The organism is uncultured Flavobacterium sp. (genome assembly GCF_963922255.1).
GTDB lineage: Bacteria > Bacteroidota > Bacteroidia > Flavobacteriales > Flavobacteriaceae > Flavobacterium.
In genome coordinates this window covers 91,417-110,811 of sequence record NZ_CAWUIC010000006.1, presented here as the reverse complement: position 1 = coordinate 110,811, position 19,395 = coordinate 91,417, and the positions used below count along the sequence as shown (strand labels likewise).

Sequence of the window (19,395 nt, the reverse complement as noted above, 5' to 3'; positions counted from 1 at the left end):
TTATGACAATGAATCCATTACTTGATGAGTTAAAGAAGTTAAGAGAATCATCAAAATATGCTGTTGCACAAGGTACTTATTCAAACCTTAATGGCTTTAAAAAGTATTTACACATAGAACGAGATGTAGAGAAAAAATTAAGAACAATAATCACGAATGCATCAGAAAATAATAAATCGCAACTTTTATTAGTTTGTGGAAATGTAGGTGATGGTAAATCTCATATACTTTCCCATTTACATGATGAATTAAAAAATGTTATATCTCAGTTTATCATTCATAATGATGCAACAGAATCACATAACCCTAATGAGTCTTCTAATGAAACTTTATACAAATTATTAGAAGGATTCAAAGATGAAAAATTAAAAGAATCGAAAGACAAAGTCATACTTGCTATAAATCTTGGTACTTTAAGTAAATTCATTGAAGAATTTGGAAATGAATTTATGACTCTTAAAGAGTATATAAACTCAAGTAAAATATTAGATACGGATTTAATTCATAATGATGAGTTTGATTCTACGAGTAATTTTCATCATGTTAACTTTACAGATTATCATATTTATTCATTAACTGAAAATGGAGCTGTATCTGACATAATTACTACTCTACTCGAAAAGATAGTTTGTGAAAATGAAGCAAATACAATTTACAAGGCATATCAAGAATATAAAGTAAATGTAGGTGATAAAATATGTTGCCCTATACTGTACAACTACGAATTTCTTTTTAATAAAAATAACAGAGCAATAGTTTCTCAACTTATTATTAAAGCAATAATAAAGAGTAAAGAAATTGTATCAGTGCGAACCTTATTAAATTTTATATATGACATTCTGGTTCCTGTTGATCTTTCCAATATTAGCCAAGCTGACTACTTTAAGGTAATTGATAAAATGAATGGAGTTGATTTCTTTTCTAATTTAATTCCAAATTATTTATTTGAACATCCTGAATTATCTAGCTTATTTGAAAAAATTGAAAGTTTAGATCCATGTACTAACAGAAACTCGGAGACAGACGACATTTTATTAACTTTAATAAACGCTGAGCAAATATTTTCCATCTTTTCAAAACATATAAATAATAGTTATTTAGATAAAATAGAATCAAAAATAGTTGAATCTAGTAATCATAAAACTGAACTTTCTAAATTGTTTATTAGGCTTAATTATTTTAGTAATTACCTTGAACAAAAACATCTCTCAGATGTTGATTTTGATGAGTATTTAGTTTGGTTATTTCATTATAACAATCATAATTCAAATTATATAAAAAAAATATATGAACTAGTTGAAAATGCAGCAAGAAATTGGAATGGAGACGCTAAAACAAACGGTAAAGTAATTATTAATGTTGGTAAAAAGCAAACTCAATTTAGAGTGTTTAAAGATTTTGAGGTACTACCAGATGTTGACATTTCAAAAGAGAAGTTTGATGTTCAGATAAATAAATTTACACAAGAGTTTAGTCTTTCTTTTAAAATAAATAATGAAACAGAATCTATAAAAATACATGTCGATTTTAGTCTATTTAAAATCTTAAAGATGATTTCAAAAGGCTACAGACCTAATAAAAAAGATAATAATAATTATGTGTATTTTGTAAATTCTATAAATACCTTAATTAATCAAAATAATAGTAAAGCACCATTGTATATCGACGAAGTTAATGTTGGTAAAGCAGTTGATTACAAGTTTTCAAAAGACACTTTCAGTGGTTATAAATTTCAAGTGATATAATGAAAATAGAATTAAAAAGAAACGGAGCTAATAGTTTAGATTCTATTTATCTAAGTAAGAATAGTGAATTTAGAGGTCATTACACAGGGAATCAAATAAAATTATTACCGTTTAAAACTAATCCTAGCGGTGATAATTTTACTGATGATTTTATATCTTTTCAAGGAGTTATAGGTGAATTATTCAGGTTTTTTAATTCTAAACAACAAATTGGATCAGACAAATCTAATGGATTGTTTAAAATAAATCTAAAAGAAAAGATACTAAAAAATGCTCTTGATAAAGTTGAAACTGATAACGTTGAAGAACTAAAAAACATGCTAGCAAAACTATTTTTTGAAGAGGAAAATAGTCTAATAAAATTCAATATCAAAACTTTGTCATATATGAATTTTATTAATTCTGACAATGCTATAAAAGAGGTCTCAAAATTTATAAATGATGTTTTTTTGCCTGAAAACTTTAATCATGATAGCTTTAATGAAGAAATCAATAATGAAAATTTATTACATCAGTTAATACTTCAAAGTTTACCTAAATTACCGGATTTAGACTCAAAACCAAAGGTTTCGAATTATTCTAATATTTTTCCTGAATTAAAAGATTTATTCCTTAAAGATTTCACTTTTTTAATTGCAAATGATTCATATTTACTAAAACATGTTGAAGATTTTTTCAAATATTACTATTTTCAATATTTAAGTCAATTGGTAATGAATTTTAATAGCTTTGGAAATGGTGTAAAAAAAATAAGACCCATTTATTTCACAATGGATTGGGAAACATTATCAGAATCAAGATTGTTAAGCCACACAATTACTTGGAAACAATTAAACAATTATTCTCCATCTATTTTTGCACATGCAAACACCTTAGAATTATTAAATTATATATATATTGATGATAGACCAATAGGGTACTATAATGATATTGTATCAGTATTTGAAAGCTTAAATGTTAAAGAAAGAGAGAAACTTAATAATTGCATAAATGAAATTATTTCATTTTACACTGAAAGTATAACTCTAAAAACTGGTAGCTGGGATGAATGTAGAGAACAATTTAATTTAAACATTTTAACAAAGAAATTTGACAATCCAATAACTAAAGAAATTTATTACCTATGGTATGTAATAAATTACCAATTTAGTAATACTGATCGTAAAAATGCAGATGTAAAATATGGAAAATGGTTTTCTCGATTTGTAAGTTTAAACTATACTAAACAAAGAGGTCGTTTAGGAAATACCATGGTTTTATCTCAGGAGCTTTTACTTTTCCTAACTAGAATTTGTATTGGAAGTGAAGAAAAAATCAGATTAAAAACATTATGGGATAAATTTAAAGATAGAGGAATTGTCTTTGATGAGACCACAAAATTAGAAATTACCAAATTGTTTGAAAAAATTAATTTAATAGAGAAAAAAAGTGATAGCGGAGATGCACAATACGTCAAGTCAACTATATAAATACGTTTCGAATTTAATCATTGAGTTTTTTGTTTCACAAAAAATTCAAGCAGGAGATCGTTATAATCTGTATCTTGAAGATATAGATCATATTGATTCTCTATATAATTCGTTGAACAAAAACTCAATAGTTTCTATTGAGCCCTTTTCATACACCCATCCCGAAGGAGGTCAAGCTTATTCTACTTTTAGTTTATTGATTGAAGGCACTAAGGTAATTATTGCTTCCAGTACATTTGCTTCTGAAGACTATTTTACTATGCTTAGAAATAAAGTGGCTGAACAAAACGATGAATTTGAAGGCACTGCCATTTTAATTTTATTTAGTGGAAAACTAGACAGTTTATTGGGTGGTAGTGGTAGTTTAATTAAAGAAGGAATGCCATTACATTATTCTCGATTTAAAAGTAAAATTGAAAATGATATAGAACATACTAAAGTTTTAAAAAAACATGAAAAAGTTATTCTAAAAGCAGTTTTAGATAAAAAAACTAAGAGTGTTGTTGAAGATAATAATTCCATTTTTGATTATGAGCAAGTAATCAACTCACTTGAGAAAGGAACTATTGAAAAACAAGACTATAAGTCTTTAGGTCTTTTCCCTCAAGAAGAATTAAGTAGTAAATCGGGTGATTTATCAAAAGATTTGAGTAGTAATTTTACTCTTTATGATAAATTTGAAAATATATTTTTAAATGGAAATCCAGCAACAGATTTAGAACAAGACTTACCAAGTTCAGCACTTACTCGTTTAATTAAAGAAGATTGGCATGAATTTGACTATTCCGAGTTAGTAAAATGGATGGATAAGGAGAAAGAAAAAGCTCCACCAATTTTTGAATCGATTGAAGGTGATAATTTACTTCAAACACTTTGGTATAGAACAGATGGAGAATCAGTTTCTAAAAAAAGAAATGTGAACTTAATTGTTTTTAATCCGTCTCTTGAGCTTCCTTTCAAAATAAACGTCAAATATGACCAATTTATTAAGAAAGAAGGAATCAATATAAAACAAGGTTCTAAGAGTATCAATGCTACAAATAGTGGTCATAATTTAATTGTTGAATTTAAGGAGTTTGATGCTGATAATTTGTTTAGTCTAATTGAGTATCGCGATTCTGAAACTGATAAAAGGTACGTTATCAAAATATTGCATTTACCTTTTAACCCAAATGTTATTTCACAATTTGAAGGTAACTTTCAATTGAACGTTCAAAAATCATACTCTTACTTACAAATTAAAGAAAGTCCAACATTAGTTTTTAACCCTGATGGGCAAATACCTATCAATGATATTTTAAGTTTAGACACTACTTTTAGAGTTAATGAAGAGCAAAAACTTATTATAAATTATGATTATTCCTTGGCTCAAGAAGATTTAATTCATTTTAATATTAATTTATTTGATGTTGTACTTCCAATAGCCATTAAAACTGATTTTGAACTTCCAAAACCAATAACTGGAATAGATGTTTGGAAAGAAAAAAGAGTTAATCAACTTGATTTTAAGTATATAAAAGAAGGAACAACTATAAAATTATTGTTTAAAAACAATGAGAAAACAGTAAGAGATGAATTTAGAAATAATCTAATTCAAGAAGAACAACTTATCAATTCTGATGGCTATTCCTGGTTTTTAGGTAATGAAAATAGTATTTCCAATAATGATATTGAATTAGACGCTGACATAAAAATTGCTTTTGATCAATTAAGAACTTATTTTAAAGACAAACAAACACAACCTAGTTTGGCTTATTTAAATGAAGAGTTAAAGCAAATTGCATTAACTTTTATAACCTGTTTTATTAACAAATTAGAGCAATTTGAAGAAAACAAGCCTTTAACCCATCAACAAAAAAATCTATTATGGTTAGGTGTTGTTAAAGAGCGTATGGGTGAAGAAAAAATTAAATTTAGTCCATTACACCCACTTAATTTAGCTTATCAACTTCAACTAAATGAAGATTTAAAAAATGAAGAAGTGTATAATGCTGTTTTGAAACGATTAAGTCCTTATAATTTGATTCCTTACATTGAAGGAAAGCCAAATGAAATCTATATTCCTATTGAATCAAGCCATTCACCAGAATGGTTGTATTACACTGTATATTTGAATTCTAAACAAGCTGTACCAAAAAGTTTTGTTTCGGATTTAATAACTGATAAAATCAAAGATTTCACTACTAATTTTGAGTTTCTTTTTGACCAATCTAAAAAATCTCCAATAAAAATTAATGTTATTAATCTTGGAGATTGTAAAGAAGTTGTTGAAGGAGTTTTTGAATATTATAGAAAATATTTAAATAGTAATCTGAACAAGCGTTTGATCGATTTATTACCTATAGAAATAAGTATTTATGGGTCTGATAAATTGGTAACCAAATTTGAAGAATTAACTTTTCACGAAAGAGTTGAAGATATTGAAAAATATTTGGGAATAGATTTAAAAACTAAAAATTTTGAAAAGGAAGACCTTTTGAATGTTTTTTTAGATAAAGTTAAATTCTATTCAAAGAAGCAACCAAATAAATCAGAGAATTATGAATATGCTCATATTACTTTTTATCAGTTTGATGTAACTAAAACTGAAAAGTCCTATGATGAAATGAGTTTGGTGAAAACTGGTATTTCCTTTAATGGTTTAATGGCTGATGTTGCTTCTACACCAAGAGTTCAAAATTACAGGACTGGTTTTGGAATGAAAGATTTACCCGAAAACCAAAACGATTTAACTAAATTGTCTTGTTTGTATAATGCTTTAACTAGAGTTGCAGCCAATGGTGACCCTTATGAACGTAATAAGGCGCTTTGTACAACAATCAATTACGATATTAAGGAACAACTAGAAAAGTTATATTATGATTCTCAATGGGTAACCTATATTGACCCAAAAGTTGATTTAGATTTTTTTAAAGAAAATAAAGAGTTGGTAATTATTCATTACAGCGACCAATACAATAATTCCAATGGATATGATGCTATAACAGTTAGCCGTAAAACAAGTCAATACGAATTTGTTGTTAAAGAATTTTTAGAAAAACATCAAGTACAATTTGATGCTGAATCTGACACCATAAATATAATTAATTTTTTCAATGCAATTAATGGTGAATGGTTGCTAAAACTAATCAGACAACACAGCCAATTTCCTAGAGAAAAACTTAGTCTTTTATCAGGAATTAAATCATCATTAACGTTTTTACATCATCCCAATATTGTTTGGATTCCAATATCCTTAGAAGAAATCTTAAGAGTTTCTGGAAATGCTGGTCTGAATATGGGAGAAGGATTGTTTTCTACTAAAAATCTTGGAGCAATAGGCTCTTTTAGTGATGACTTATTATTTATTGGATTAGAACAATTTGAAGGACAATTATTAATGCACTTGTACCCAGTTGAATTAAAGATTGGTGGCTTAGGTATTGTAAAAAAAGGTATTGACCAAGGAAAACGAACTGCTCATTTATTAAATGAATATTTGAACAAAGAAGGGTTTTTATGTGAGTTTTATAAAAACTTTTTTGCTAAAATCGCTTTAACCAATGCTGAAAAAATGAAACTTTTTCATGTTTGGGATTCTCAAAATTGGAATGTTATTACTACAGATTATCGTAGTGATTTATTAAACAATAATTTCACAATCAGTAATCGATTAAATACTACTATTGGAACTTTTGGTTTAATTCATTTTGGAAATGTAGAATATAAGAAAAAAATAACAATTTACGACGATTATATGTGTGTTGATTTACAAGAAAAAGATGGAGACAATTTCTTTCAATGTGTAGAAGACCTTTTAAGTTTTTACACTGAAAGCATAAAAGCTTTTGATACTAGAAAAAAATATAAATACCGCAAGAATAATTTAAACTTGGCAATAAGACCTGAAAGTTTAAGAACTATTTACAAATTTTAATTTAACTCATTTGCTATAAATCAAATACATGAGAGTTTATAATTATTTTAAAAACAATTAATAAAGATTATTTTTACAGAATATGGAAAATATTAAAGTAACATTTGGATTAAAAATTAAAGAGTTGAGGAAACAAAAAAAATATTCTCAAGAACAATTAGCAAATTTAGCGGCGATTAATAAATCATACATTTCTAAAATCGAAACTGGAAAAACAGAAGTTTCCTTAGAAATTATTAATAAACTTGCAATGGCATTTGAAATTAAAATTGACCAATTATTTGATTAACAATCCGCATTATATTAAAAACTCTTTTAAAAATATAAATATGGAAGATACAAGTCTAATTGACATTGATAACAATCTAAAAATTTTATTTAAAAATAACAATGCAATAATTATTGATGAAATTAAAAACTCTATTAATTTTAGAATAGAAAAACACAGAGAATTTATAAAGAAAAGTAAAGCAGTAATTATCGAAAATGTGGATTATTTAAATATTGTAGAAGCTGAAACTAATAAAATTATAGCAAGGAAAAATAAAATTAATGAATTGCGCGAATTAGCAGAATATACCTTTGGTATAAATTTAAGATAAAATTTATTAGAAACTATTCAAAATCAAACCCACCAATGTTTTTACAATGGATTGGGAAACTTTGTTGGAAACAATTGCTTAACCTAGCAAATTAATTTTTTGAAATAAAACATTATGAAAAAATTAAAATTAATTAAGATAAATGGTAAAATTTACAATGTTATTGGACTCTATGGTGGCAACATTTACTTAGGAAATCCATATGATGTTAATAATGATGTTATAAAAAATGGAGTAATCTGGGAAATGCAACCCTTTTATAATGATGTGTCAAAAGTTATTAAATTGTATTTTACCATCACAAGATTTTTTAAAACAGATGTTTTTGGGAAAAGTAAATTTAAAAATAAATTATCAAAAGTAAAGTTTTTCTAAAACTGGAAAAATTTCAACATTATCAATATTCTTTTTTACTTGGAATAACGCCACGAATTCCTCCTTTTGGATTTTCGACATCTCCTTTATATCTTGGAATAATATGAATGTGACTATGCCAAATAGTTTGTCCAGCATCTTCATTTATGTTTATTCCAACATTAAAACCAGCAGGATTGTATTTTTCTTGAAGAATGGTTTTTACTTTATTGGCAACAATCCAACAAGCGGTTTGCTCTTTTAAAGTCAAATCAAAATAATTTGGAACTAATCTTTTTGGAACAATCAAAGAATGACCTTTTGAAACTGGGAATTTATCATAAAAAGAAAATACAGTTGCCGTTTCAACTATTAATTCTCTAGTTTCTTCTCCAATTAAAAATGGGCTTAAATCTACGTTTCCCTTATTTAAAGTTGTGTAATGTTCATATTCGTAAACTTCACAGTTTTCGTTCTTAAAAACGGACAAATAGGGTAATTTAATTAAACATTGATAAGTTTCTTTCTTATGAATTTTATGAATTCTAAATCCTTCGTATTGAATATCTCTGCGAACAGCAAAATATGCTTTTCCGTTTGGTTTTAAAAGATTTGAAACATTCATTAAAACTTCTGCTTGTTCCTCTGGAAGCAAAACATTTAAAACATAAAAGCACAAAATTGTATCAAATTTTTCTGTTGGAAATTCTGGAAAATAAAAAGGATCATATCCTATAATTTCAATCCCTTTAGATTGCAATAATTCAACATCTTTACCAATTCCACAACCAAAATCAAGAACTTTACCAATAATTTTATTTTGATTTAATATAATTCTTGCTGGATATGAAAGAGAAGTTCTTTCTATTGCAGTCAAATGACTATTTAGATTTTGACTATTCATTTTTCATAAACAAAAAACCGTTATTACTAGCAATTGTTATTAATGGCTGAATTGTATTTGAAAATTTTTCTTTTTCAAAACTATCAATATTTGGAAAAATAGAAAGATATTCATCCATATACTTACTTTTTGAGTTATAATATTTATTGATTTCAAAAGCTTCTTTTTGCAAATCATAAAATTTGTCAAAATGTTGATTAAAAATTGGAAGATTATCACTTTTCTTTGAATTAGTAATTTTTTCTATTGGAATTAAATTCCAAATCAAATCATGAGAAACAAATGCGTGTGGTATAAAATGGTCAATGGCAAAATTCTTTTCATCAAAATATAATTTGGTTCCAGAAAAAATACATTCAATAAAGCCCAATTCCTTAAACACAATTTTCCAATATTGATTTGTTTGTTTTGATAAACCATTCCTAACAGCAGGTTTAATTAATTTATTTGGAATATCTGGTACATTTGGATTTCTTGATTGAAGAAATAATGATAAATTCCAATAACAGAAATCTTTGAGAATTTTAGCGTTTGATTTTATGTAATTTATCCACAATGGATTTATTTCAATGAATTCATTGTGTAACCCATAAAGACAATTATTTTCAAACTTTTGAGAAGATGAATAAATTCGTTTTTTATAATTAGAATTGTTTTCTTCTTTCAGTTTTGGAAACCAAGGCGATAAAAACCAATGTGGTACATTTAAATTAAAATGTTCAAGTGATTTTTTTGTTTCATTTTTATTAGAATTTTCTAAAATTGAAATCAGATTGTCTTTTTTGATGTCTTTATTTAAATCTTCAAATTTTAAAATATCTTCAACAGCTTTTTGTATCAAATCTTGCTTTCCGAATGACACTTTGAAATAATTTACGGTGTACCAAGAATTACTGATCATTCTTGAAAAAACATCTCTTTTTTTGATTTTTTTTTGACCATTTTCAACCAATTCAATAATTGCAATTAACCAATAAAACTTATACGTCGCAGAAGTATTAGCAAATGAAGATGCTAATTTATTGGTTGGTAAATTATCTGAAAAAGGTAAATTCATCAAAGTTTGAAGTTATTTCAATTAAGCAACGGAAAACATTTTTTCATTTACAAAGCTTTCAATTCGTTTTTCTACATCATTGTGAAGACCGTATTTTGAAATCATCAATGTTTTGGTTTCTTGTAAAGCAATTAAGTTATCAATTAAATGATAATACCCTGGCTCTTCTTCACAAACGTCTCTCAAGATTCTACGTTCTGTATCATCCAATGACTTAATGTTGTTAGTGCTTATTTCTTTATTGTAAATTTCTTTATACAAATCTCCAACCGTATGATCAAAATAACCATCTCTATTCCAAGTTACTTGAATAGCAATTAATTCTTGATTATTAATTAAAGTGATGTGTGGTCTTTCTAGTTGTATTTCTTTTTGAACTAATAATAAATCTTTAAGTATTTGATAACGATATTCAAAGGTATAATTTCCATTAAAAGTTCCATCTTCTCTAACTGCTTCTTGACCATTTCTTCTAGTGTCCGAACGATTTTCTGAAATATTTCTACCTTCAACTAATCTATTTCTAAATGCCAGTAAAGGTTCCATCCAGTTTTGACCATTATTAACCAATGATGACATTGATTTATCGTTTTTTACAACTGTACAAGTCCAACATCCGAAACGACTTTGACCACATGAATTATGTTCTCTATTAACTACTACAGTTGGACATTCATAATCGTCAGCACTTGCATCAGCATATATTTTGAAAAGAATGGAATTGTCAAAACCCCATGGAGAAGGAACAGCATTAATGATATACCAAATTTCATCAACAATCATTTCTTTAATTGGAGCATAAACATAGGTATTTACGGTAGTTTGATGTTTCGATAATCTACTTCCTGTAACTTCATGTTTTCTTATAGAACGCTCTCTAGTAGCACTTTCGTCATAACGAGTTCCTAATAAAACAATTGCTTCGCCTTTTTCATCAATTTGTTCCACTAAAAAGTTTGAAGTTGGTCTAATTTTTAATTTATCAGTACACCATCTAAAAGCGTTATTTGGAACTGGATAACCTTTCCCAATAACATTAGTCCAAAAAGTTTCTTCTAATTTAGGAGTTGTTTTTTGTACAAATATCGGTAAATCTTGGTCTCTTGCAGCTTCTGTAATTTTAGCTAAAACATCTTCTACATAGTTTGCAATAATTGGATTTTCCACCATAGTATCATTACAAACAACATACACTTTTCTTTTTAATTGAAAAGGAAATGGCATATCTTGTCGGATTCTTTGAAGTGCAATCCAAACTAACATTAAAAGCACAGTAGAATCTTTACCACCACTGAATCCTATAATCCAAGGCCTATCAGATTTATCAGCATAAGCATATTGATCTATTATCTCTGCTATTATTCCTTCGACTTTTTTATTTTTTATAATCATTATTTTCTGAATAGTTTTTAGCAAATACTAAACTTTTTTATGCTATTGGCAAATTTAGTATTTAATTTTAAAATATTAACTAGATATAAGTTTTTACATTACAATATTAAAATCATAAATATCAATTCGTTAAGATTTAATTATATGTTTTAACACCATATTATTAATTTAATTAATCATTAGGGTAAGCAAGGTAAGATTAAATCATTACAAGTATTACTTTGAATCTCAAAATCTTAACTTTTGGATTTAACTGGACAATCTGGTGCAATTAAAAACTATAACTTCATTAAAATGCTTTGAATATAAAATTAATCGCTCAACTTTATTTTAATAAAAAAAACAGAAAAGTTGTTTGAAAATTTGCTTACCCAACTTACCAAATTTTAAATCAATCTTTTTTTCAAAAAAAGGATTGAAAAAATCAAACTAACTTATTATTACTATCTACTTCTTCATAGGATTTTTCAAGTAAAGCATAAACGTAAATACCTCCTTTTTTTAACCTTAAAAAATTATGCTTTTTTAATGCTTTGCCGAGTTTGTTTATAGTTCCATCATTGATATTGATTTTTGCTCTTTCGGCTAGTTTTGTAGCTATTTGCGAGGCGTTTAAAAATGCATTTGCCTTTTCTCTATCGCAAGGTTCAAACCATGTTAAAAGCAATTCTTCTTCTGGGCTTCGTAGTTGGTATTGTTCGTTGTTTTCGGTGATGTTTTTGATTTCTTCTTGGTCGAACCAATGTCTGAATCCTGTTTTAAATAAATACAAGGCTTGTGATAATACATTGTCAATGTTGATTTCGTGTTGGTATTGGATGTTTTCCACTTCAAAACAAAGGAATCGTCTGCTTCCTGTACTGTCGTTTAAGAATTGTGCTGTGTTGACACTTCCGGCAAATGATGCGCGTCTTGGCATGGTTTCATTGTTGTGTCCGTAGGCTTTTCTCATTCTGATTTGTGTCTTTGTAATGATTTCTTTTAAGCTTCCAATTTCGGAACGGTTTAGGTTTTCTAATTCGTCCAGGTTGATTAACATACATTCTGAAAGTTGCACTAAAGTGTCTTTGTTGTTTGGGTTTATGGTTCCTGAAAACAAATATTCTTTTAACTTTTTAGGTACAAGTTTTTCTACCCAAGTGGTTTTTCCTAATCCTTGTTTTCCACTGAACACAATTACGGTGTGATTGATTACTTTGTCATCTAAAACACAACCTACCATTGCTACCATCCATTTTTTAAAACACTCTTGCCAAAGTTCTTGTTTTGTGGTGGTTATGGTGTTTGCCAATTCTAAAATATAGTCTGTTTTTTCATCATACGATGGTAAATTATAAAAGTAATCTTCGAACGGATTGTATAATTCACAGAAATCGGAATACAATAGGTTTCGCAAAGAAGAAAGGTTTGTTTTGATTCTTCCTTTTAAACATTCGCGAAGCATTGAGTTTTCTATAAAATCGTTCATTACATGCCATTTTTTTTTACCGAAATATTGAAACAGAGGTTTAAAGCAATTACTGGACATGGTCTTTCTTTATACTCTGAAAATTGTATAAGTAGTTTTGTACTCGCAAACTTTTGTCTTAAATTTACGCAACTGCCACAAGCGGCTTAACATTAGCAGCTATTTAACATAACTGTATGGTAAAAAAGTCTATCTTCTTTATAAATATTATCTTATTAGGATTGTTTTCATGTAAACAGTCCAATTTAAAAGATTTAAAAACAAATGAAAAGAAATTTAGCTCTTTTTCAGATTCAATAAGTTACATAAACTACATGACTTCTATTGACAATGAAAGCACTTGCAATATTTTCTTGTAGTTAAAGTTAAAGATTTAAATACCGGGAATGTTAGGGAAATTTGCACAAAAGGGAACTTTTTATCTGGAGCTTTGCATAAAGAATATAATTTAGATTTTAATGAAAAAGACGCAACAAAACTTTATAAAGTAATGCTTGAAAACAAAGAAAGGTATTTTGAATTTAAAGACACTACTGCCATAAACAACCTTGGAATCCATAAATATTCAGTAGAAGATTTACAAAAGTTTGAAAAAAAACATAATATTGATTCTATTGCAAACTCCATAAAAAATAAAAAATGGAACATGTTTTTATCAGATGACAAAACTATGCTTCTTTATGCTCACTCTCTTTTTAATCGTGGAATTTTAACTGGTGAAAACAATTGTTTTGGAGGAACTCTAATGCATATAGATAATCAAATATTAGATAAAAAAAAGAAACAAATTGAAAGCATTAAAAAAAATAACATTAAGAAATAAAAAGCTGCTAACCACCGTTTGTGCCCATTGGTAGGCTCGACTTATGTTCAGAATTTTCTCCGAAAATTCTATCAGTAGTTTTATATTTGTAAACTTTTGTTATAAATTTACGTAACTACCACAAGCGAACTAACGTTAACCTACCCCACTACCCCTCTATACTCTGTCTTTGGGAGTTTTAAAAAAAAACTTTATAAAAAATTCTAAAATTACGGGAAACCGTAAAACACCTCAATATTTTGATTCTATTTTTGGTCGCTATAAAAAGTTAATCAAATTAATAATTTAAATAAACAAAGAAGTAAGTCCTAATTTTTCAATAACATTATTCTCTTATTCGAATTCCTATAATTTTAATAATTCAGCTACAAGTTCTTCTTGGATTTAAAAAAAGAAGTAATAGTCTACATCCATCTAGTCCCAAAGAGGCAAAAGTTAAAAGTTATAAAGAACGTCGCGAGTGTATGCTAACTAGCTATAATTTAATCCAAACTGCATGGTAGAAAAGAAATTCATCGAAAAATTAATCACACAGCATAAAAAAAGTACGCTGATCAATCATTGGAAGGATGCTTTTTTTTATCACACCACGAAATATAGTGGAGAAATAAAAGCAGATGAACTATTACTTTGGAGATCCTCTGCTCATTTAAGAGGAGCCTATCCTATTTTTCACTTAACCTTTCACCAAAATGGAGTGCTAAAAAAAATAGAAATTAAAAAAAATCCAAATCACAAACTTCTGGATTATTTAACAGTTGGATGTATTAATGTGCTGTTTATACTACTATTATGTACTGCCGAATTTAAGACTGCAATTCTTGGCATCATCGGTATTTTTGTTCTAGGAACATTATTACATTTAGTATAGTCTGAGGCTAAGAAATATGAAACAAAAAATTTAACTTATGAACTTAAAGAAGCGATAGAAAATATTGGACGAGAGCAAAATATTAAAATCTCCAATAAGCAGAAAGTAGAATTAAATAATGAAAAGTTACATCAGTGGTCTTTAAGAAAAGTTATTACAAGACTTCAAATCTATCCTTTTTGTCTTTTTATTTTATGGATTTCTATAACCTTTTTCTTGCCCGAGGGAAAAATAGCCCATGCTGTATTTGGAATAATAGTGGCCTTGGGTTATCCCATTGCAGATATTTTAATACTTATAGGAAAAAAGAAAAGCTATCTCTAATGAAAATTGTTATAGTGATTAATAGGTTAAGAATTTGTTTTATGAATAGCGCAAAAAAAATAAATAGCTAAAAACAACTAATGGAAACTAAAAATTTTAGCAATTTTTAATAGCTCTCAAACTTCTGCAGGTTTAGTTTCGAAATTATTGTAAAACTGAATTGAAAAAATTTTAATCTTATAATTTAATTAATGGTGGGAAATTAGCTGAAAAACCAAACGCCATAAATGACTTTTTACACCAAAAAAGCATACAATAAAGTAAGCAACAATAAATACTATTAATGAAAACAAAATTTTTTAAAGTAACGATGCTAATGTTAGTTGCAATTTTTACAATTTCTTGTTCCAAAGACGATGAATCAAGTTCAACCGAAAGTAGTAGTAATTCAACATCAACTACTACCACTTGGGTCAAATTAACTGCGATTACTTCTTCAGGAGTGGTTAAACCAAATTACATAATAATGATGTTTGATCAACCCATAACATCTACAACTGCTTTACCCGAAATAAAAAAGCAAGTTACAACTGATGCCAATGGTTTGGTTTATTTTGATTTAAATACAATGATAACGAGTACAACGCCAACAAAATATTATTTTGAAGCATTTGTTCAAAATAGTACAGGTTACACTTGGAAAAGTGTTTCTCATTACTCAGTTGATTTAAAGAAAGGAACAATGACAACGAGTTCAATAATAGTAAATTAAATATAAAGGCTATAGTAGAGTTTTTGAATAAAGCTTAGTATTATTTTATTGTAAAATAGGTGCTTATGCATTAGCACTTATTTTACATATTTTAGTACCATCTATTATTTTCAACATTTGTTTATAGCCCACAATTAAACAAAAGATGGAAGAACTTTAAAAAAAGTTTTACCATGAAAAAACACTTGTAAAATAAATTTTAGGATTAGCCATCATAGCTGTTTAACTATAGTAAGATTTAGTTAATAATCTATATGGTTAATTTAGGAAGTGTCATTTGGAAAATCAAAAGTAGGTCAAAGGTATAGATAAAGTATTAAAAGTGTATTATAAAGCTTAAATCACAGTACTACAAATTTCGGGTAAAAGTTATTATTATAGCTCTAAATTTCACAAATCCATTTAATACAATTATGAATGGATTCATACGCTTTCATCTATTCTACATAAAAGCTAATATGCAATACCTACTCTACTTAGTTTTCTTCTTTTGAGGGATTTCTATATACACTAATGTTCCTTCACCAATTACGCTTTTTATATTTATTTTTCCTTTAACAGTTTTTATCCTCTCCTTAATGTTTTTCATTCCAATACCATTTGGAGTTTGAGCAGTGTCAAATCCAACTCCATCGTCAACAACTGTAATTAATAATAAATCACCTTCAATACTAATTTTAGCATTACATTTTTCTGCTTGAGCATATTTATTTACATTGGAAAAAAGTTCTTGTAAAACTCTATAAACATTGATTTTAGTTACAGATGAATAACTGTCCCATTCAATAGAAGAATCTATAGTGCAAGTATAGTTTGTTTGAGAAACTTCATCAATAGATTGCACTAAATTATGCAGCAAGTATCTATAATCTGCTTGATTGAAATCAGTTTCATGATTCAAATCATGCGAAAGTTCTCTAATTTCTTATTCTATTTTTTGTAGTTCAGTAATGTATAGAAGACGTTTTTCTTTCATTTCTTCATCATCTGAACTGTTTAAAAATCCTAAATTTAATCGTACACTATAAATATTATTCATTACACCATCATGCAATTCTTTTGCAATTCTAGTTTGAACATTTTCTTTCATTTTGACCAATTGAATTTGGTAATCTTTAATCAAATCAAACAGTTCATTGTCTGCTGCTTTTCTTAATTCTAAAAATTCAATCTCTCTCTTCTTTGCTTTTCTATGTCTGAAACCTAAAATGATTAAAAAAGTAATGATTAATATTGATCCTATAATAAAGAGATAAAAATTACTTTTTGTTAAAAGTTCATTCGCATCTTCCAGCTTATTAGTTTCATATTCAATTCTAGCAAATTTATTGCTACTCGATCTTTGGGCTTTAATGATACTATCACTTACTTTTATGTATTCGCTTTTATAATAAGCACTATTTTTAGCATCTGCTTTGGATAAGAAATCTAATGATTTCAGAATTTCTTTTCCATTTTTAATTTTTTTAGATAATGCCAAAGCTTCAGTAAAGTTTTCTCTGGCTTTTAATGTATCTTTAGTTATGAGATTAAGTTCCCCGTAATGTAACATCCTATACAAATAACCTCTGTCTAATTTATTTGTTTTAGTTAAATTTATAGCTTCTTCAAGTAACTTTTTTGCTTCGGTTAAATTACCGTTTTTCATTTTAGAATAGGCTAAATTTCCAATTATTTGTGGATATAAATTAGGCCAATTCTCTTTTAAATAAGTTAAATTTATTTTTGATAACTCAGTGATCGATTTTTTATACTCACCTTTGTTATCATAAACATTGGATAAATTTATTAGGTTCAAAACATAATAATCATAGAAGGATTCATCACTATTATTATATTTAACTAAATTGAAATAAGATTCCTCCGCTAAGACAAAATACTCTAAAGCTTTATCATATTCTTCTAATTCATTATGAACAGACCCTTGCAACGTATAACAAGAATATTTTAGTTTATAGTTTGTTGAATTTTTTAAATTTTTAAGTGCCTTTATTACTTCAAATTCACTTTCAACAAAGTTGCCTTCGTAGAACAATAAATAGGCTTTATTGAAATATACTTTTGCTAAGCGTTCTTCATTATTAATTAATCTAAAAATTTTCTCTGCTTCTTTGTAATAATAGTAAGCACTATCTTTTTGAGTAAATTCATAACAATCACCCATATAGTATAATGCTCTACCCATAGCTATTGAATCTGATTGCTCATGGGCTAAATTATATGCTATTTTGCTTAACTTGAAAGACTTATCATTATCTTTCAAATAATAATATTCAGCGGATACTTTGAATGCCAACTTTCTTGTTAAAGAATCTTGTGGCATATTATCTATTTTTTGAGATATAGAATCTAAAAAAAATACTTTGCCTTCCTTAGAAGACAAAGCATATTTTTCTGAATCTAAATAGGCAATTAGATCATTATTTTTCTTATTTTTTGAACAAGAGCTCAAAAAAACAAGTAATACTAATATTATAAATGATATTGTTTTTTGTCTCAATTTTGCTTTTTATCAAATATATAAAATCTAATTGAAACAAATATAAATTAGTCCTTATCTTTTTTGATTATTGGCTCCCCTTCATTAGGATCTGTTGTGTTTCCGATAGAGTCTCCTCCTCTTGAAAATAAAGACTCATCAATATTTTGGTTGATTTCTAAATTTTGGATTGGTTCAATTGACTCAGTTTCTGCTGTACATGATACTAAAAATAATCCAGATGCAATAGCTGCTAATGTTAAAATTTTCTTCATAATAGGTAATTTAAGATTTGTTTGTTGTTTTTTGTTTTTGGATATCAAAACTCATTCTTAGAAGCAAATAGCAATATAAAAGCAGGGAAACTTTTATATATGAAATTAAAGAATTCCCTTTCCTTAATATCTACTTGAATCATCAAATATTCATCGTTTTGATAGTCCAAAATTATAAAAGCTCCTGTAAACAAAAGAAGAAAAGCAGCTCTAGTTAGTAAGTCACAGAGCAGATTAAGTAAGTAGCATCTATTTTAATGTAACTGACAAATTGGAACTATCCAATTCGTCTAATGATTGTCTCAATATTGTCTTTGTAAGTTCTAGAATAAGGTAATTTGTATTCATTATTAAACAAATAACAATCTGATTTACTAGTATTTATTCTGCTTACATAATTAATATTGACTACATAGCTGTTGTGAATTCTAAAGAAATAAAAGGGTAATTGGGCTTGAAAGAATTTTAAAGTTTTAAAACCTGAAACTACTTTACCGTTTTTTAAATAAAAATCTGTCGTATTATTATCAGCCATTAAATACATTATATCTTCAAAAGGAATAAAATAGTAGTCGCTATTGGTTTTAATACATAAATTTTCTTGAACTGTTTTTTTAGAAAACATACTATATTTCATAAAGGCTTTCCTAATTTCAATTGTAGTTAAAGGCAATAAAATGTAATCCATTACTCCATATTTTATGGCTTTATAGGCATTTTTATCTTCTTTATTAATTGCTATTACATAAGGCACATCTTCAATATAACGTTGTAATTCTAAAAGAAAATGAAGAGGAATATCCTCAGTGAAATGAAAAAAAACAAGTTGTGGTTTTTTTTCAATTATTGCATTAAGGGCAGATTCAAAATCAGTGTAAATACCTAAACAAACAAAATCAACAAATTGCTGAAAATCAGACATGTGATTTTCAACTGTTTGAGTTGAATCAATAATAATATAGGAATTTAGCACTATTTGATTAATTTTATACAAAATTAATAGC

General features: G+C 27.2%; 17 protein-coding genes. 9 read left to right on the top strand and 8 right to left on the bottom strand.

Annotated elements, in window-relative coordinates; genetic code table 11:
- Nucleotides 1–8 precede the first annotated feature (8 nt).
- The 6 genes from dptF to AABJ49_RS06665 all read left to right on the top strand — a co-directional run bounded on the left by dptF (nucleotide 9) and on the right by AABJ49_RS06665 (nucleotide 8,107).
- On the top strand, nucleotides 9–1,745 hold the full coding sequence (gene dptF / locus AABJ49_RS06690; RefSeq protein ID WP_338377230.1) for a DNA phosphorothioation-dependent restriction protein DptF: 1,737 nt from the start codon (nucleotides 9–11) through the stop codon (nucleotides 1,743–1,745).
- A complete protein-coding gene (gene dptG / locus AABJ49_RS06685) occupies nucleotides 1,745–3,214 on the top strand; it encodes a DNA phosphorothioation-dependent restriction protein DptG (RefSeq protein ID WP_338377228.1) in 1,470 nt (489 codons plus the stop codon). The genes dptF and dptG overlap by 1 nt, the downstream gene beginning before the upstream one ends.
- Nucleotides 3,186–7,130: a DNA phosphorothioation-dependent restriction protein DptH gene (gene dptH / locus AABJ49_RS06680; RefSeq protein WP_338377226.1), complete on the top strand. Its 3,945-nt coding sequence runs from the start codon at nucleotides 3,186–3,188 to the stop codon at nucleotides 7,128–7,130. Before dptG ends, dptH begins: the two co-directional genes overlap by 29 nt.
- Nucleotides 7,131–7,212: 82 nt before the next feature.
- Nucleotides 7,213–7,419 carry a helix-turn-helix transcriptional regulator gene (locus AABJ49_RS06675; RefSeq protein WP_338377224.1) on the top strand — a complete coding sequence of 69 codons (207 nt, stop codon included), beginning with the start codon at nucleotides 7,213–7,215 and terminating at the stop codon, nucleotides 7,417–7,419.
- Nucleotides 7,420–7,459: 40 nt separating this feature from the next.
- Nucleotides 7,460–7,732, top strand: a complete 273-nt coding sequence (locus tag AABJ49_RS06670) for a hypothetical protein (protein WP_338377223.1) — start codon at nucleotides 7,460–7,462, stop codon at nucleotides 7,730–7,732.
- Between the two features lie 114 nt (nucleotides 7,733–7,846).
- Nucleotides 7,847–8,107, top strand: a complete 261-nt coding sequence (locus tag AABJ49_RS06665; RefSeq protein ID WP_338377219.1) for a hypothetical protein — start codon at nucleotides 7,847–7,849, stop codon at nucleotides 8,105–8,107.
- Between the two features lie 22 nt (nucleotides 8,108–8,129).
- Here the strand turns inward: AABJ49_RS06665 and AABJ49_RS06660 are convergent, their stop codons facing one another.
- The 4 genes from AABJ49_RS06660 to AABJ49_RS06645 all read right to left on the bottom strand — a co-directional run bounded on the left by AABJ49_RS06660 (nucleotide 8,130) and on the right by AABJ49_RS06645 (nucleotide 12,907).
- A complete protein-coding gene (locus AABJ49_RS06660) occupies nucleotides 8,130–8,990 on the bottom strand; it encodes a bifunctional class I SAM-dependent methyltransferase/HIT family protein (RefSeq protein WP_338377217.1) in 861 nt (286 codons plus the stop codon).
- On the bottom strand, nucleotides 8,983–10,047 hold the full coding sequence (locus tag AABJ49_RS06655; protein WP_338377215.1) for an HNH endonuclease domain-containing protein: 1,065 nt from the start codon (nucleotides 10,045–10,047) through the stop codon (nucleotides 8,983–8,985). Before AABJ49_RS06655 ends, AABJ49_RS06660 begins: the two co-directional genes overlap by 8 nt.
- Before the next feature lie 21 nt (nucleotides 10,048–10,068).
- Nucleotides 10,069–11,439, bottom strand: a complete 1,371-nt coding sequence (gene dndC, locus AABJ49_RS06650) for a DNA phosphorothioation system sulfurtransferase DndC (RefSeq protein WP_338377213.1) — start codon at nucleotides 11,437–11,439, stop codon at nucleotides 10,069–10,071.
- 424 nt (nucleotides 11,440–11,863) lie between these two features.
- Nucleotides 11,864–12,907, bottom strand: coding sequence for a VapE domain-containing protein (locus AABJ49_RS06645; protein WP_338377212.1), 1,044 nt, complete (start codon nucleotides 12,905–12,907; stop codon nucleotides 11,864–11,866).
- A 340-nt stretch (nucleotides 12,908–13,247) separates the two neighbouring features.
- Between AABJ49_RS06645 and AABJ49_RS06640 the strand changes: the two genes are divergently transcribed.
- The 3 genes from AABJ49_RS06640 to AABJ49_RS06630 all read left to right on the top strand — a co-directional run bounded on the left by AABJ49_RS06640 (nucleotide 13,248) and on the right by AABJ49_RS06630 (nucleotide 15,637).
- Entirely contained in the window at nucleotides 13,248–13,730 is a 483-nt protein-coding gene (locus AABJ49_RS06640; protein ID WP_338377210.1) for a hypothetical protein, read from the top strand.
- Nucleotides 13,731–14,226: 496 nt separating this feature from the next.
- On the top strand, nucleotides 14,227–14,601 hold the full coding sequence (locus AABJ49_RS06635; RefSeq protein WP_338377208.1) for a hypothetical protein: 375 nt from the start codon (nucleotides 14,227–14,229) through the stop codon (nucleotides 14,599–14,601).
- A 607-nt stretch (nucleotides 14,602–15,208) separates the two neighbouring features.
- Nucleotides 15,209–15,637 (top strand): hypothetical protein, encoded by a 429-nt coding sequence (locus AABJ49_RS06630; protein WP_338377206.1) that lies wholly within the window; start codon nucleotides 15,209–15,211, stop codon nucleotides 15,635–15,637.
- A gap of 472 nt (nucleotides 15,638–16,109) precedes the next feature.
- Here AABJ49_RS06630 and AABJ49_RS06625 read toward each other — a convergent pair whose 3' ends face one another.
- The 4 genes from AABJ49_RS06625 to AABJ49_RS06610 all read right to left on the bottom strand — a co-directional run bounded on the left by AABJ49_RS06625 (nucleotide 16,110) and on the right by AABJ49_RS06610 (nucleotide 19,364).
- Entirely contained in the window at nucleotides 16,110–16,538 is a 429-nt protein-coding gene (locus AABJ49_RS06625; protein WP_338377204.1) for an ATP-binding protein, read from the bottom strand.
- Between the two features lie 24 nt (nucleotides 16,539–16,562).
- Complete coding sequence (locus tag AABJ49_RS06620) at nucleotides 16,563–18,137, bottom strand: ATP-binding protein (protein ID WP_338377202.1); 1,575 nt, start codon at nucleotides 18,135–18,137, stop codon at nucleotides 16,563–16,565.
- A 47-nt stretch (nucleotides 18,138–18,184) separates the two neighbouring features.
- Nucleotides 18,185–18,391 (bottom strand): hypothetical protein, encoded by a 207-nt coding sequence (locus AABJ49_RS06615; RefSeq protein ID WP_338377200.1) that lies wholly within the window; start codon nucleotides 18,389–18,391, stop codon nucleotides 18,185–18,187.
- A gap of 277 nt (nucleotides 18,392–18,668) precedes the next feature.
- A complete protein-coding gene (locus AABJ49_RS06610; protein WP_338377198.1) occupies nucleotides 18,669–19,364 on the bottom strand; it encodes a LytTR family DNA-binding domain-containing protein in 696 nt (231 codons plus the stop codon).
- Nucleotides 19,365–19,395: the final 31 nt, after the last annotated feature.